The organism is Pseudomonas laurylsulfativorans, assembly GCF_002906155.1.
GTDB lineage: Bacteria > Pseudomonadota > Gammaproteobacteria > Pseudomonadales > Pseudomonadaceae > Aquipseudomonas > Aquipseudomonas laurylsulfativorans.
Genome location: NZ_MUJK01000010.1, coordinates 116,795 through 131,882, shown reverse-complemented (window position 1 = coordinate 131,882; position 15,088 = coordinate 116,795). Strand labels below are relative to the sequence as shown.

Here is a 15,088-nt window from a genome sequence, read left to right as displayed (position 1 = left end):
CTACTTTGTGCCAGGAATCCCGAGTCTATCGATTTGACGACTGCTTCGCAGCCGAACGGGGGCAAGCCCCCTCGCCACAGGATTCGGGTCTGCTCCATGAATGTATTTCTTCCCCGCAGAAGAAGTCCATCCGCTAGTCTTGCTCACATCTGGAAGGGAGCCGCTCATGTTTGAATCTGCCGAAATCGATCACGCCATCGACAAAGACACCTACGACGCCGAAGTCCCGGCCCTGCGCGAAGCGTTGCTCGAAGCGCAATTCGAATTGCAGCAGCAACGCCGCTTTCCGGTGATCATTTTGATCAATGGCATTGAAGGTGCGGGCAAGGGCGAGACGATCAAGTTGCTCAACGAGTGGATGGACCCGCGCCTGATCGAGGTTCGCACGTTCGATCAGCAAACCGACGAAGAGCTGGCGCGGCCACCGGCCTGGCGTTACTGGCGGATGCTGCCGGCCAAGGGGCGCATGGGGATTTTTTTCGGCAACTGGTATAGCCAGATGCTGCAGGGGCGGGTCCATGGTGAGTTCAAGGATCCGCGGCTCGACCAGGCGATCAATGCCGCCGAACGCCTGGAAAAGATGCTGTGCGATGAAGGTGCGCTGATCTTCAAGTTCTGGTTTCACCTCTCCAAGAAGCAGATGAAGGCACGCCTCAAGTCGTTGGCTGACGACCCGCTGCACAGCTGGCGCATCAGCCCGCTGGACTGGCAGCAGTCGCAAACCTACGACAGGTTCGTGAAGTATGGCGAACGGGTGCTGCGCCGAACCAGCCGTGTCTATGCACCCTGGCATGTGATCGCCGGGGCGGATGCACATTATCGCAGTCTGGCCGTGGGGCGGATTCTGCTGGCGGGCCTGCAGGGCGCATTGACGCGGCCGACGATCCATCCGGAAAAGGTCAGCGCCGCGCCAGTGTTCCCCAGTGTCGATCAAGTGAACCTGCTCGACAGCCTGGACCTGACCCTGCAGTTGGACAAAGACGATTACGAAGAACAGCTGATCACCGAGCAGGCGCGGTTTTCCGGGTTGATGCGTGATAAACGCATGCGCCGCCACGCACTGGTGGCGGTGTTCGAGGGCAATGACGCGGCTGGCAAGGGCGGGGCGATCCGCCGGGTAGCGGCGGCGCTTGATCCGCGCCAGTACAACATTGTGCCGATTGCCGCGCCCACCGAGGAAGAACGGGCGCAACCGTACCTGTGGCGTTTCTGGCGGCATCTGCCGGCCCGGGGCAAGTTCACTGTGTTCGACCGCTCCTGGTATGGCCGGGTGTTGGTGGAGCGCATCGAAGGTTTTTGCAGCCCGGCAGACTGGTTGCGCGCGTACAGCGAGATCAACGATTTCGAGGAACAGTTGACCGATGCCGGGGTGATCGTGGTCAAGTTCTGGCTGTCCATCGACAAACAGACGCAACTGGAGCGCTTTGAAGCGCGCGAAAAGATCCCCTTCAAACGCTTCAAGATCACCGATGACGATTGGCGCAACCGTGACAAATGGGATGACTATCGCGCGGCGGTCGGCGACATGGTCGACCGTACCAGCACCGAGATCGCGCCATGGACCCTGGTGGAGGCCAATGACAAGCGCTGGGCGCGGGTCAAAGTCTTGCGCACGATCAACCGGGCCCTTGAAGAAGCGTTCGAAAAGTCTGACCGGCATGAGAGCAAGAAGCACAAGGAAAAGGACTGAAACGATGGTTACGCATACGCGAGGTGAATGATTGTCGCGGTCGGTGAAGAGCTGGACTTATGCTCGGTCCACTCTCAACCGATAACAACAATGAGGTATGCCATGCGTGAAGTGGTGATCGTCGACAGCGTGCGGACCGGCCTGGCCAAGTCCTTTCGCGGTAAATTCAACATGACCCGCCCGGACGACATGGCGGCACACTGTGTCGATGCGCTGTTGGCGCGCACCGGTATCGATCCGGCGAGTGTCGAGGACTGCATCGTTGGCGCCGGCTCAAACGAAGGCGCCCAGGGTTTTAACATCGGTCGCAACGTCGCGGTGTTGTCGCGCCTGGGCATCGGCACGGCCGGCATGACCCTCAACCGCTTCTGTTCCTCGGGCTTGCAGGCGATCGCTATCGCTGCCAACCAGATCGCTTCGGGGTGCAGCGACATCATCGTCGCTGGCGGCGTCGAGTCCATCAGCCTGACCATGAAAAGCGTCAACACCGACAACCTGATCAACCCGCTGCTCAAGGAGCAGGTGCCGGGCATCTACTTCCCGATGGGCCAGACGGCCGAAATCGTCGCGCGTCGCTACAGCGTCAGCCGTGAAGAGCAGGATGTGTACGCCCTGCAAAGCCAGCAACGTACCGCAGAGGCTCAGGCCGCCGGACTGTTCGCTGATGAAATCGTGCCGATGGCGGTGAAGTATCGCGTTGAAGACAAGGCGACCGGTCAGGCCCAGGTTCTCGATGGCATTGTCGACCGCGATGACTGCAACCGCCCGGACACCACCCTGGAAAGCCTGGCCGGGTTGAAGCCGGTGTTTGCCGAAGATGGCTCGGTCACGGCCGGCAACTCGTCGCAGCTGTCTGACGGCGCGTCCATGACCCTGGTGATGAGCCTGGAAAAAGCGCTGGAACTGGGGCTCAAGCCGAAAGCGTTCTTCCGCGGTTTTACCGTGGCCGGTTGCGCGCCGGACGAGATGGGTATCGGCCCGGTGTTTTCGGTACCGAAACTGCTCAAGGCCAAAGGCTTGCGAATTGATGACATCGACCTGTGGGAACTCAACGAAGCGTTCGCCTCGCAGTGCTTGTACGCGCGAAATCGCCTTGAAATCGATAACGACAAGTACAACGTCAACGGCGGCTCGATTTCCATCGGCCACCCGTTCGGCATGACTGGCTCGCGTCAGGTCGGGCATCTCGTTCGTGAGTTGCAGCGACGCAATCTGCGTTACGGCATCGTCACCATGTGCGTGGGTGGCGGGATGGGGGCTACGGGGTTGTTTGAGGCGGTGCGTTAAGCCTCGATATTTCCCGTTGTCAGTTAGATAGCCATCGTCGGAACGCCTCCCGGAGCAAGCTCTCTCCCACAGTGTTTAGCGGCGATCATAAATTTTGTGTACGCCACAAAACCTGTGGGAGCGAGCTTGCTCGCGATGCGGTCTTTCACATTACGACCTGCACAGTTTCGTTCGCGGCCAGCGCGAAACTGTGCCTGTGTACACCACAGCTCCCGGCCTAGAATGACGGCTCCTGTCAGTTGGCGTTGGGGTTCACATGCACATTTCATCGGGTCGCTGGGTTTACGGCTTGTTCCTGGCCTTGTTGACCGCGTTGTTGTGGGGAATCCTGCCGATCAAGCTCAAGCAAGTGCTGCTGGTAATGGACCCGGTGACGGTCACCTGGTTTCGCCTGATGGTCTCTGGTAGCTGTCTGTTCATCTATCTGGCGGCGACCAAGCGTCTGCCCAGCCGCAAAGTACTCGGGCCTCGCGGTGGCTGGCTGGTGCTGATGGCAGTGCTCGGCCTGGTCGGTAACTACGTGTTGTACTTGATGGGCCTGAACCTGCTCAGCCCCGGCACGGCGCAACTGGTGGTGCAGATGGGCCCGATCATGTTGCTGATCGCCAGCCTGTTTGTGTTCAAGGAGCGTTTCAGCCTGGGGCAGGGGATTGGCCTGCTCGTGCTGCTGATCGGCTTCGCACTGTTTTTCAACCAGCGCTTGAGTGAGTTGCTCACGTCGCTGACCGACTACACCGCCGGCGTGCTGCTGGTGCTGCTGGCGTCCACGGTCTGGACCTTTTATGCCCTGGGGCAAAAGCAATTGCTGACAGTGTGGAATTCGCTGCAGGTGATGATGGTGATCTACCTGTTTTGCGCGTTGCTGTTAACGCCGTGGGTGCATCCGCTTGAAGCGTTGCAGTTGAACCCGTTGCAGGGATGGTTGCTGCTGGCGTGCTGCCTCAATACCCTGATTGCCTACGGCGCATTTGCCGAGGCCCTGGCCCATTGGGAAGCCTCCCGGGTCAGCGCGACGCTGGCCATCACGCCGCTGGTGACCTTTGCGGCGGTAGCCATGGCGGCATGGTTGTGGCCCGACTATGTGCATGCCGAGACGATCAATGGTCTGGGTTATGGCGGCGCGGTGCTGGTGGTGTTGGGGTCGGCGCTGGTGGCATTGGGGCCTTCGTTGATTGCGGGGCTGAAAGCGCGGAAGGTGCGGACGGCAGCCAGTTAGACCGCGTCATCGTTCATCGCGGGCAAGCCCGCTCCTACAGGGATCTGATGTGCGACGAAGATCCAATGTGGGAGCGGGCTTGCCCGCGATGACGGACTATCAGGCGCTACAGCACTCAGCCCTTGGCCCCGGCCTCCAGCATATTCTCCGGCCTCACCCATGCATCGAACTCTTCGTCAGTCAGATACCCGAGCTGCAACGCCGCCTCGCGCAAGGTCAGGCCTTCGCTGTAGGCCTTCTTGGCGATCTCCGCTGATTTGTCATAGCCGATGTGCGGGTTGAGCGCGGTCACCAACATCAGGCCTCGTTCCAGGTGTTCAGCCATTTTTTCCGCATCCGGTTCCAGACCGGCCACGCAGTGCTGCTGGAAGTTGCTGCAGCCATCAGCCAGCAAACGGATCGATTGCAGCAGGTTATGGATGATCACCGGTTTGAACACGTTCAACTGCAAGTGGCCCTGACTGGCCGCAAAGCCGATGGCGACGTCGTTGCCCAACACCTGGCAGGCCAGCATTGACAGCGCTTCGCACTGGGTCGGGTTGACCTTGCCCGGCATGATCGAGCTGCCTGGTTCATTGGCCGGCAGCCTGACTTCGGCGAAACCGGCGCGCGGACCGGAGCCCAGCAGACGCAGGTCGTTGGCGATCTTCATCAGCGCCACGGCGAGGGTTTTCAGCGCGCCGGACAGCGTGGTCAGCGGCTCATGGCCGGCCAGTGCGGCGAATTTGTTCGGCGCGGTGATAAACGGCAATCCGGAGAGAGCGGCCAATTCCGCGGCGATGGCCTCACCGAAGCCGTGGGGTGAATTCAGCCCGGTGCCGACGGCCGTTCCGCCCTGGGCCAGCTCGCAGACCGCGGGCAGTGCGCTGCGGATCGCCCGCTCGGCGTAATCGAGTTGCGCGATGAAGGCCGAGATTTCCTGACCGAAGCTGATCGGTGTCGCGTCCATCATGTGGGTGCGACCGGTCTTGACCAGTTTCATATGGCGCGCGGCCAGCTCGGCCAGTCCGCCGGACAGTTCGCTGATCGCCGGCAGCAAATGCTGTTGCACCGCCTGGACGGCCGCGATGTGCATGGCGGTGGGGAAGCAGTCGTTGGAACTCTGGGAACGATTGACGTGATCGTTGGGGTGCACCGGGGATTTGCCGCCCCGCGGGTTGCCCGCCAGTTCGTTGGCGCGACCGGCGATCACTTCGTTGACGTTCATGTTGCTCTGGGTGCCGCTGCCGGTTTGCCAGACCACCAGCGGAAACTGGTCGTCGTGGTCACCGTCGAGCACTTCGTCGGCCGCCTGCTCGATCAGGCGGGCGATATCGGCGGGCACGTCGCCGTTGCGATCATTGACCCGCGCCGCGGCTTTCTTGATCAGCGCCAGGGCATGCAGCACCGCCAGCGGCATGCGTTCGTTGCCGATGGCGAAGTTGATCAGCGAGCGTTGTGTCTGAGCGCCCCAATAGGCTTCATCCGGGACTTCAACCTGGCCGAGGCTGTCGGTTTCGATACGGCTCATCTTGCTCACTCCTGTAGGTCCGATTGCGCAGTTTAGGCCGTGGTCGACGGCCGGGGTTCCATCTGTCTCGATTTGAACCATTGAAGCCCTCTAAATCAGGCGCGACAAGGCTTGGGGTTGAGCGACACACTTTTTTAGGCGCAGAATGGACGCCCTTGGGGTCTTACCTCGCCAGCTAGAAAAGGAAACTCGATGACTCGTCTTCGTGCCATCTGTACCGCCGTCGCTTTGGTCTGCGCCAGCGGCCAGGTTCTTGCCGACACCGCCAGCCATAACGCCAGTGCCGAGGCTTTCCTGACCATGGCACACGCTGACAAACTGGGCACCCCGGTGTACATGCAAGTACAGCAGATGTTTGCCCAACGGTTTGAACAGACCAAAGCCCCTGAGTCGAAAAAAGCCGTGCTGGAAACCTACCAGGCCAAGGCCAACGCCGCGCTGGACCAGGCCATCGGCTGGAACAAGCTGAAACCGGATATGGTCAAGCTCTACACCACCAACTTCACCGAATCCGAGCTCAAGGACCTGGTAGCGTTCTACCAGTCGCCACTGGGCAAGAAAGTCATGGAAAAAATGCCCCAGCTGACCCAGCAATCGGCCCAGATGACCCAGGCCAAGCTGGAAAGCGCAGTGCCGGTGGTCAACAAGCTGCTGGCTGACATGACCACCGAGCTGACGCCGAAAGACGCAGCTGCGCCAGCCAAGAAAAAGCCTTAAGCGGAGTTCGGTATGACCATGCAACAACGCATCGAATCGACGCTGGCCCTGCTTCAGCCCGAGCATCTGCAAGTGCTGGATGAGAGCCACATGCACAGCCGGGGTTTGCAGACCCACTTCAAGGCCGTGGTGGTCAGCGCGCAGTTCGATGGCCTGAATCGGGTCAAGCGTCACCAGAAGGTCTACGGCACGCTTGGCGAGCTGATGGGCGAGTTCCATGCGTTGGCGCTGCATACCTACACGCCAGAGGAATGGGCACAGATCGACGCGGCTCCGGCCTCGCCGACCTGTGCGGGCGGTAGCAAACACTGACGCTACCCCCTGTAGGAGCCGGCTTGCCGGCGATGGCGTCTTCGAAATCGCTATCGCCGGCAAGCCGGCTCCTACAGAGAAGGTTATTTTTGTTAGAATGCAGCGCGCCGCTAACCCGGCGCTTTTTTTTTCGCATCCGGTTCACCCCTTACGAGGGTAGCCACCTGGAGATTTACCCATGACACAACAGATTGTCGTGGCGGCACTGTATAAGTTCGTCACCCTGGAAGATTACGTCGCCCTGCGCGAGCCACTGCTGCAAGCGATGGTCGACAACGGCATCAAAGGCACCCTGCTGATTGCCGAAGAAGGCATCAATGGCACCGTGTCCGGCAGCCGCGAAGGCATCGACGGGTTGATGGCCTGGCTCAAGAACGACCCGCGCATGGACGATATCGACCATAAAGAGTCGTACTGTGACGAGCAGCCGTTCTACCGCACCAAAGTCAAACTCAAGAAAGAAATCGTCACCCTCGGCGTGGCAGGCGTGGACCCGAACAAAAAGGTCGGCAGCTACGTCGATCCGCAAGACTGGAACGCGTTGATCAGCGACCCGGAAGTACTGTTGATCGACACCCGTAACGATTACGAGGTCTCGATCGGTACCTTCGAAGGCGCCATTGACCCGAAAACCACGAGTTTTCGCGAATTTCCAGACTACATCAAAGCCAACTTCGATCCGGCCGTGCACAAGAAGGTCGCGATGTTCTGCACCGGCGGTATCCGCTGCGAGAAGGCCTCGAGCTACATGCTCAGCGAGGGTTTTGGTGAGGTTTACCACCTCAAGGGCGGCATCCTGAAGTACCTCGAAGAGGTGCCGCAGGAAGAAACCAAATGGCAGGGTGACTGCTTCGTGTTCGATAACCGCGTGACGGTTCGCCATGACCTGAGCGAGGGCGACTACGACCAATGTCATGCCTGCCGCACACCGGTCAGTGTGGAAGACCGCGCGTCCGAGCATTACGTGGCCGGCATCAGTTGCCCGCATTGCTGGGATAAGCTGAGCGAGAAGACCCGTCGCAGTGCCATCGACCGGCAGAAGCAGATCGAACTGGCCAAGGCTCGCAACCAGCCTCACCCGATCGGCTACAACTATAAGCAAGCATCCTCCGAGGCCTGAACCATGTCTGCGCGCCTGCTCTATGTAATGGACCCGATGTGTTCCTGGTGCTGGGGCTTTTCCCCGGTGGCCAACGCGCTGGTCGAGCAGGCGCAAGCCGCGGGTGTGGATGTGCATCTGATCGTGGGTGGTTTGCGCACCGGTAGCGGTGCGGCGCTGGAGCCGACCACCCGACGCTATATCCTGGAGCACTGGCAGGCGGTCACCGAGGCCACTGGCCAGCCCTTCAAGCTTGAAGGCGCGTTACCCGAAGGCTTTGTCTATGACACCGAGCCTGCCTGCCGGGCGCTGGTGACGGCGCGCGGATTGGCGCCGGATTGTGCCTGGAAACTGCTGGGGCTGATTCAGCACGCCTTTTACGCTGAAGGTCGCGATGTCACGCGCGCCAGTGTCCTGGTGGAGCTGGCAGAGCAGGCCGGTCTACCGCGAATTGAGTTCGCCGCAGCGTTCGACCGTGCCGATACGCACGCCGCGACATCTGCCGACTTCACCTGGGTCCAGGACCTGGGCATCGCCGGTTTCCCCACCCTGCTGGCTGAGCGTAACGGCCAAGTGGCGTTGTTGACCAATGGCTATCAGCCTTTGAGCGAGTTGTCCCCGCTGCTCGGCCGCTGGCTGGAGCGTGCTGCCTGTGCATGACCTGCCCGATGACGTCGCTACCGCCAAACATGTCGACCGTCTGAGCTGGGCGGAAATCCGTCGCCTGGCCCTGCATCACAAAAAGTCCCTGTGGATCGCCAACGGCGTGGCCGTACTGGCGACGTTATGCAGCGTACCGATTCCCTTGCTCCTGCCGTTGCTGGTGGACGAAGTGTTGCTGGGGCACGGTGATGCCGCGCTGAAGATCATGAACCACGCGCTGCCTGAAGATTGGCAGAAAGCCGCGGGCTACATCGGCCTGATGCTGCTGGTGACCTTGACCCTGCGGTGTACGGCGTTGCTGTTCAACGTGGTGCAGGCGAAATTGTTTGCCGGGTTGGCCAAGGACATCGTCTACCGCATTCGCATACGCCTGATCGAACGGCTCAAGCGTATCTCGCTGGGTGAATACGAAAGCCTGGGCAGCGGCACGGTGACCACGCATCTGGTCACCGATCTGGACACACTGGACAAATTCGTCGGTGAAACCCTCAGCCGTTTCCTCGTGGCCATGCTGACCCTGGTCGGCACGGCGGGCATTCTGATGTGGATGCACTGGAAACTGGCCTTGCTGATTCTGCTGTTCAACCCGCTGGTGATCTACGCCACGGTGCAGTTGGGCAAGCGGGTCAAGCATCTGAAGAAACTCGAGAACGACAGCACTTCGCGTTTTACCCAGGCGCTGACCGAAACGCTGGATGCCATCCAGGAAGTTCGCGCCGGCAACCGCCAGGGGTTCTTCCTCGGTCGCTTGGGGCATCGCGCCCGTGATGTGCGCGACTATGCGGTGAATTCGCAATGGAAAACCGATGCGTCGAACCGGGCCAGCGGTTTGCTGTTTCAGTTCGGCATCGATATTTTCCGGGCCGCGGCCATGCTCACGGTGTTGTTTTCCGACCTGTCCATCGGTCAGATGCTCGCGGTGTTCAGCTACCTGTGGTTCATGATCGGTCCGGTCGAACAGCTGCTGAACCTGCAATATGCCTACTACGCGGCCGGCGGTGCGCTGTCGCGGATCAATGAGCTGTTGTCCCGGGCCGATGAGCCCGAATACCCGGGTGGAGTCGACCCGTTCATCGGTCGCGAGACGGTTGGGCTGGAAGTACAAGGGTTGAGCTTCGGTTACGGCGATGAGCTGGTTCTGAACCAGATGAACCTGTCCATCGCCCCCGGCGAAAAGGTCGCGATCGTCGGCGCCAGTGGCGGTGGCAAGAGCACGCTGGTGCAACTGCTACTGGGCTTGTACACGCCGTTGGCCGGAACCATTCGCTTTGGCGGTTCGACCCAGCAAGAGATCGGCCTGGAAACCGTGCGGGAAAATGTTGCCGTGGTCCTGCAACATCCGGCGCTGTTCAACGACACCATTCGGGCCAACCTGACCATGGGCCGCGAGCGCAGTGACGAGGCTTGCTGGCATGCACTGGAAATCGCCCAATTGCACGGCACCGTCCGGGATTTGCCCAATGGCCTGGACAGCATCGTCGGGCGCTCCGGCGTGCGTTTGTCCGGTGGACAGCGTCAGCGCCTGGCCATCGCCCGAATGGTGCTGGCCGAACCCAAGGTCGTCATTCTGGACGAGGCCACCTCGGCACTGGACGCCGCCACCGAATACAACTTGCACCAGGCCTTGGCGCGGTTTCTGAGTAATCGCACCACGTTGATCATTGCCCACCGACTTTCGGCGGTAAAACAGGCTGACCGTGTGCTGGTGTTCGACGGCGGGCAGATCGCAGAGGATGGCGACCACCAACAGCTGATTGCCGATGGTGGTTTGTACGCCAAGCTTTATGGGCATTTGCAGCGGTTGTAGGTTTAACTCCACAGCACCTGGAGCGCGTTTTCCCCACCGTCGTAGCTGAATTGTTTCATCACGATCGAGCACGACTCGCAAGGGGGCATCGTCGTGGCGATATTGACGGACTTGATCGCCTTGGGGTCGGGGTACTTTTCCCGAATCACGTGGATCAACTTGCTTTCGCTGTCCAGTGACGTCGGTTTTATCGACTGCGCTGGCTTGTAAGTTCCGATGTCCTTGATGGTCGTCGGCACGGCCAGCAACTTGCCTTCAGCGGTCACATCGAGAGAGGTGTGGGGAAAGCTCTGATTCATGTCGATATTGAAGTAGGTTGATTCGCCGACCCGAACTGAATCCGCCCCAAGATGCTGTTTGAACAGCGGCAAGTAACCGGTCGCTTGCTGGGCACCGGAAACGCTGACGTAGATTTCCCGCTGCCCACTGCTGGTCATGACGTCGGCGTAGGCAATGTTCCTCGGGTTGAAGGCGCGTTGGCGCTTGGGGGTCAACTGGTGCAGCTTCTGCATGGTCTGGTTGATCCTTAGCGCGCTGTTGGCCTTACTGGCGTCGATCGTCGGCTCCATGAACAGCGAATCGAAAATATTGGCGGTGCTTTGACGCAAGTCCTCCGGAGCATCCTTGCTCCTGCTCCATGTCGTGGCGCCTTCAGGCAGTCGAGTGACGATCATTCGGGTTGAATGATCGAACATCAGCGCTTCTCCAGGGCTGGTGTCGACTTTCAGGAATTTCATGTTGCCCGGTGGGTTAGGGGCCGTTCCGATCGGAATGGCGATCTCGTCCATGGTTTTCATCGCGAGCTCAAGGGCTTCTTTGCTGTGGATGCGCGCGATGTTATTGGCGCTCAATGACCCGGTGTACACCGTTAGCAGTTCCTCACCCAGCGTGCCTTCAGTCATGTCAGCCTTGAACAAGCGTTTCAAGGTCAGCGGCTCGTTCAGGCTTTGTCCCTTGGGAACTGTCGCAACGTAATACTTGTCGGTGTTGATTCGGCTGAAGACATACGTACTCGACTCATCGATGGACGGCACCAGAATGGCCCCGGTCCGGTGCAGGTCCTCGGCGCCCTCGTAAACCCCCTTGACCTCGATACGGCCATAAATGCCTTTGCGGAACATCAGGGTGGCCGGCATCTCGCGGCGGGGCACCAGCCACTTCTTGGCAAAGCCAAGTTCGGTGATGTCATCTGGGTACAGCGTCGGGATGTTGTCGATGATCTGATAAAGATTTCCCTCATGGGTTACAAACTGACCGTCGTGACCTGGCCGCCTAACCGCTTCAGACACCCTGTCGCCAAACCAGGGCGCGTAACCCTTGGTTTCGTCGAGCGAGCCGATCTCCGGTGTCGGGGCAGGTGTCCCTGTCACAAAACTGTTGAGGCAATCGCTGCTGTTGTTTGGCGCGCGGCGTGGCCGACAGGGGACTAACGTCAATGCACTGCTGTCATCGATCATCTCGACACGGCGCAGTTCTTCGCCATCCAGCCGGTAGGGAATGTCGTCGATGAAGACTGTCGTGCGCCCATCGATATCGAACTGGTAGCGAACGTGCGCCTGTTCCGGGAGCTCGATGAAAACCAGATCGTCGGTTTTTTTCACGATGCTGTAGCGGGAGCGCCCGAGTGAAAGTTCATGATTCCGGGGGGTGAGCCGGGGGCCGTAGGGGCGAGTAGACAGTGGGTCAAACAAGTAATGGTGGCCGTCGATCTTGCGCACGGGAACATCTTCGATGCCTTTGACGATGCCCAGTTGGTCAGCATCCATCAACGGTTTCCAGCGTCCCGGTTCGATTGCCTGGGGCAGGCTGCTGACAAAGTCATAGCTATCGACCTTGCCGGCGAGTTTTTTCAATTGGAACATCGCCCGCTTCTCGAGATGGGCCACTGCGCGCCCCGCGCCTTTTACTCCTCGTCCGGTGAGCCGCAACAAGTCGGTCGCACCGTCCAGAGGGTTGAGGTTTTTCAAGCTCGACGTCACCAGTTTGCTGGATAAATTTGCCATCCGCGGCAACGTCGCACGAATGCCCACTCTGCCGGCTCGGGCGGCCAAACGGATGCTCCCGGCAGCGAACTTACCCAAGGGCGCAGCAAATGACACGACGTCGAGCGCCAGGCCGAGTACGCCGAGAATGCGATCTCCGAACTGGTCCGATTGAAGATCTTCGAGGCTGCCCCAGAAGGGTACGAAGCCCTTGAGGTTGTGAAGCCAGTGTTTTTCGTCGAGGTGGCGTTCGTATTGTGTGACTCCCCAGGCCTCGCGGCGCTGCTCCTGTTCATCAAGATAAAGCAGTTGGGTTGCAATCAAGGACGCGATTTGCAGCGTGCGGGGGGATGTCAGCGTGAGATTGGGAGAATAGTCGTGATGTGCCGGCGGAATTTGAGTAGGGGGGAGGGCGTCGCCGAGTGGGTCAAGAATCGCGAAACAGGTGGCTCCTGATTTCAGGGGCGTGCCGGTTGCATGGGCATCCCGGTCGAATGGCAAGCGGTGTGTGCGTATGGCGACGTAGTAGTCATAGTCCTCCTCAACAAGTCGGTTACGGAAAAAAAACTTGCCACGGACGCCACCGACATGGGCGGTTGTCACATCGGTGCGCGGTCTTATGACGCCGGCACGGGGCAGGCACTCATAGAAGCGCACGGCGTTCCCGTAACTGGCTTGCAGCACAAACCCCATGCGTGCCCTGAGCGGCAGAGTGTGTGCTGCAGTTTCTTCTTCGGCCTTGCGCCCGGTTTCACCCCTGAGGCTGAGTACCCTGACGTCACCATGCTCCAATGCCTTGCGATCGGCCCACGGCAGCGTGACCAACAGGCTTTTGATCAGGTTTTCGTAGGCTGTTTTTGTCTTGGCGAGGTAGCTTTTGAATTGCTCGTCGAACAGCGCCTCGATATCAGGCAGTGTGCGGTCGCGTGGAAGCATTAAGGTGCGGGAAGTAGAGTCGTCAGTATTTGCCAAACCCCATTCAAACTTGCGATCAGGGGACAATCTGATCCAAAAGTTCGCGGTCTTGCCGTCCTGGCTGATGTACCACTTGCTATCGGGGCTTAAACCACCTGAAGCATAAACCTCAAGCAGCGGCCAGGTTACCTGCGGCACAACCGGGGTATCCAGGATGTTGCGTTCAACCCGTCTGCCTGACCGATAAAGGTCGCGCATCACACGGATGCTCAAAGGATCGATCGAAATTTCGTTGGTCAATGCCACCTTCAGTTGCTGTTGCGCCAGCTTCAACCGTTGTGGGGGGGCGATATCGAGTTGGACGATCGCGTCATTCAATTGCAACTTGTGGTCTTCCAGCGCTTGCACGGCCTTCATTTTGTCTTCCCGAGAGTCGCTGGTTTGCACACTGGGTACCAACGCCCCAGTCGCCTGCGCCCAAGTCAACGCCGCTGGAATTCGCGTCAACGCGATCAATTGGAGCAGGGCGTCTGTGGCGCTCTCGCTTTTTTTCAACGGTAGGTCGGTCAATTGCTGGAAGGTCAGTCGTTGCAGAAGGGTCGGGTCCAGTGCATGAGCGAGAAGGGTGCCGTGAACGAAATTGACCCAGACGATAGAAGTGGCATAGGGCAAGTCGTGGGGAATGTCGCGCACCTGAAATTCAACTGGAAAACTGGCTTGACAGAGCCTTCCCAGCAGCGCTGTTTCGGTTGGTGTTGTCGTGCGAAGCGAGTCCTCCAAGTGTTGCCGGAAGTGATTGAGGATATCCGCGTAGCTTTTGCCGTGATTGGCGCGTTGTTGCAGTTGATAGCCGGCTATGCTCTGAGACGGATGGGAGTACGACAGTTCGTACCGCAGTCGCAGCGCTTCCAGCAGCAGTTTTGCGCCGATGTCTGGCACCGTTTCTTCGTCGGATCGGGTGCCGTACCAGTTGAGCGTCTCCAGCAGGCGTTGGGCCAGGTTGCGTGCCTTGGGAGTGTCGAGCAAGCGCTCAAGGCAGGCGGTGGGCTGGGTGGCCAGTTGTTGTGATGTCATCGGTGGTGCGACTTCGCTGGCCAGGACGTCGATGACGGAGTTGGCTTCATTTGTGAGGATTTCGCTGACGAGGTTGTGAATCGCAGTGTGATCGTGCGGTTCTATCAGTTCACTGATTTGCAGCCCCTGTTCCAGGTTCAATCGGTGAATAGCGCGTTTTTCTTCCACCGCCTCTATCAGTCGGGCCAGGGAGTCCGTGTTTTGTGTCGCCGGCAATGCGAGGCCGTAATACTTCAGAAACTGCGACAGAGGTAGCACCCTGTCGGTGCGTATGTGTCCACCTATGTTCACAAGCGCTTGTTGAAAGGTTCGAATCTGGCTGGCGGCACTTGTCACATCCTCAACCGCGTACGTAGCGAGGGAGCCATCGCGGCGCAGCGTCGTGAAAACACACTGATCGGCGATGGCGTCAACTTCTGTCAGCAGTCCTTTGAGTGGTCGAAGATGGTTAGTCAAAGCCCTTTCGCCGTCCCCTTCGAACAATGCGAGCATAAGAGTTTTCGCGTGCTCGAACTCAAAGGCCAGGGGTGAATCTGCAAGGGGTGACAGGTAGTATCCACGCAGGTCTGAGGCTGCCGCCTTAACGGCTCGTAACGCTGTCAGTATTGCCCCGTACTCGGCTTGTTGGCCGGCATGCCGTTGAATCAGGGTGGGTGCAGCAGTTGTAGTTGTCATGAGAAAGCGGCTCTTGGATGGATGAGAGTCGCCAGTCTCGAAGCTTTGTTCACGGAGCATGCGGTACATATGTGTTGCGCGCTGTACAGTGTCTGGCTTGCCGGAAGCGGGATCGCCTCCTAGTCTGACTAGAGCGATTTC

10 protein-coding genes are annotated in these 15,088 nt (G+C 59.3%); 8 read left to right on the top strand and 2 right to left on the bottom strand.

All coding sequences use genetic code 11. The features are described from left to right. The first annotated feature begins 166 nt into the window (after positions 1-166). The 3 genes from pap (at position 167) to B0D71_RS24600 (ending at position 4,193) form a co-directional block, all read left to right on the top strand. Positions 167-1,690, top strand: coding sequence for a polyphosphate:AMP phosphotransferase (pap, locus tag B0D71_RS24610; RefSeq protein ID WP_103397023.1), 1,524 nt, complete (start codon positions 167-169; stop codon positions 1,688-1,690). A 102-nt stretch (positions 1,691-1,792) separates the two neighbouring features. Then, positions 1,793-2,977 (top strand): thiolase family protein, encoded by a 1,185-nt coding sequence (locus B0D71_RS24605; protein ID WP_103397022.1) that lies wholly within the window; start codon positions 1,793-1,795, stop codon positions 2,975-2,977. 256 nt (positions 2,978-3,233) lie between these two features. Then, positions 3,234-4,193 carry a DMT family transporter gene (locus B0D71_RS24600; RefSeq protein ID WP_103397021.1) on the top strand — a complete coding sequence of 320 codons (960 nt, stop codon included), beginning with the start codon at positions 3,234-3,236 and terminating at the stop codon, positions 4,191-4,193. Positions 4,194-4,308: 115 nt separating this feature from the next. Here the strand turns inward: B0D71_RS24600 and B0D71_RS24595 are convergent, their stop codons facing one another. Next, positions 4,309-5,703: a class II fumarate hydratase gene (locus tag B0D71_RS24595; RefSeq protein ID WP_103397020.1), complete on the bottom strand. Its 1,395-nt coding sequence runs from the start codon at positions 5,701-5,703 to the stop codon at positions 4,309-4,311. A 192-nt stretch (positions 5,704-5,895) separates the two neighbouring features. Between B0D71_RS24595 and B0D71_RS24590 the strand changes: the two genes are divergently transcribed. The 5 genes from B0D71_RS24590 to B0D71_RS24570 all read left to right on the top strand — a co-directional run bounded on the left by B0D71_RS24590 (position 5,896) and on the right by B0D71_RS24570 (position 10,301). Continuing rightward, a complete protein-coding gene (locus tag B0D71_RS24590; protein WP_103397019.1) occupies positions 5,896-6,420 on the top strand; it encodes a DUF2059 domain-containing protein in 525 nt (174 codons plus the stop codon). 12 nt (positions 6,421-6,432) lie between these two features. Beyond that, positions 6,433-6,732: a BolA family protein gene (locus B0D71_RS24585; RefSeq protein ID WP_007973667.1), complete on the top strand. Its 300-nt coding sequence runs from the start codon at positions 6,433-6,435 to the stop codon at positions 6,730-6,732. Between the two features lie 178 nt (positions 6,733-6,910). Beyond that, complete coding sequence (trhO, locus tag B0D71_RS24580; protein WP_103397018.1) at positions 6,911-7,852, top strand: oxygen-dependent tRNA uridine(34) hydroxylase TrhO; 942 nt, start codon at positions 6,911-6,913, stop codon at positions 7,850-7,852. Between the two features lie 3 nt (positions 7,853-7,855). Then, positions 7,856-8,491 carry a DsbA family protein gene (locus B0D71_RS24575; RefSeq protein WP_103397017.1) on the top strand — a complete coding sequence of 212 codons (636 nt, stop codon included), beginning with the start codon at positions 7,856-7,858 and terminating at the stop codon, positions 8,489-8,491. After that, positions 8,484-10,301: an ABC transporter ATP-binding protein gene (locus B0D71_RS24570; protein ID WP_103397016.1), complete on the top strand. Its 1,818-nt coding sequence runs from the start codon at positions 8,484-8,486 to the stop codon at positions 10,299-10,301. Before B0D71_RS24575 ends, B0D71_RS24570 begins: the two co-directional genes overlap by 8 nt. Before the next feature lie 2 nt (positions 10,302-10,303). Here the strand turns inward: B0D71_RS24570 and B0D71_RS24565 are convergent, their stop codons facing one another. Beyond that, positions 10,304-14,947 (bottom strand): deaminase domain-containing protein, encoded by a 4,644-nt coding sequence (locus B0D71_RS24565; protein ID WP_240635733.1) that lies wholly within the window; start codon positions 14,945-14,947, stop codon positions 10,304-10,306. Positions 14,948-15,088 lie beyond the last annotated feature (141 nt).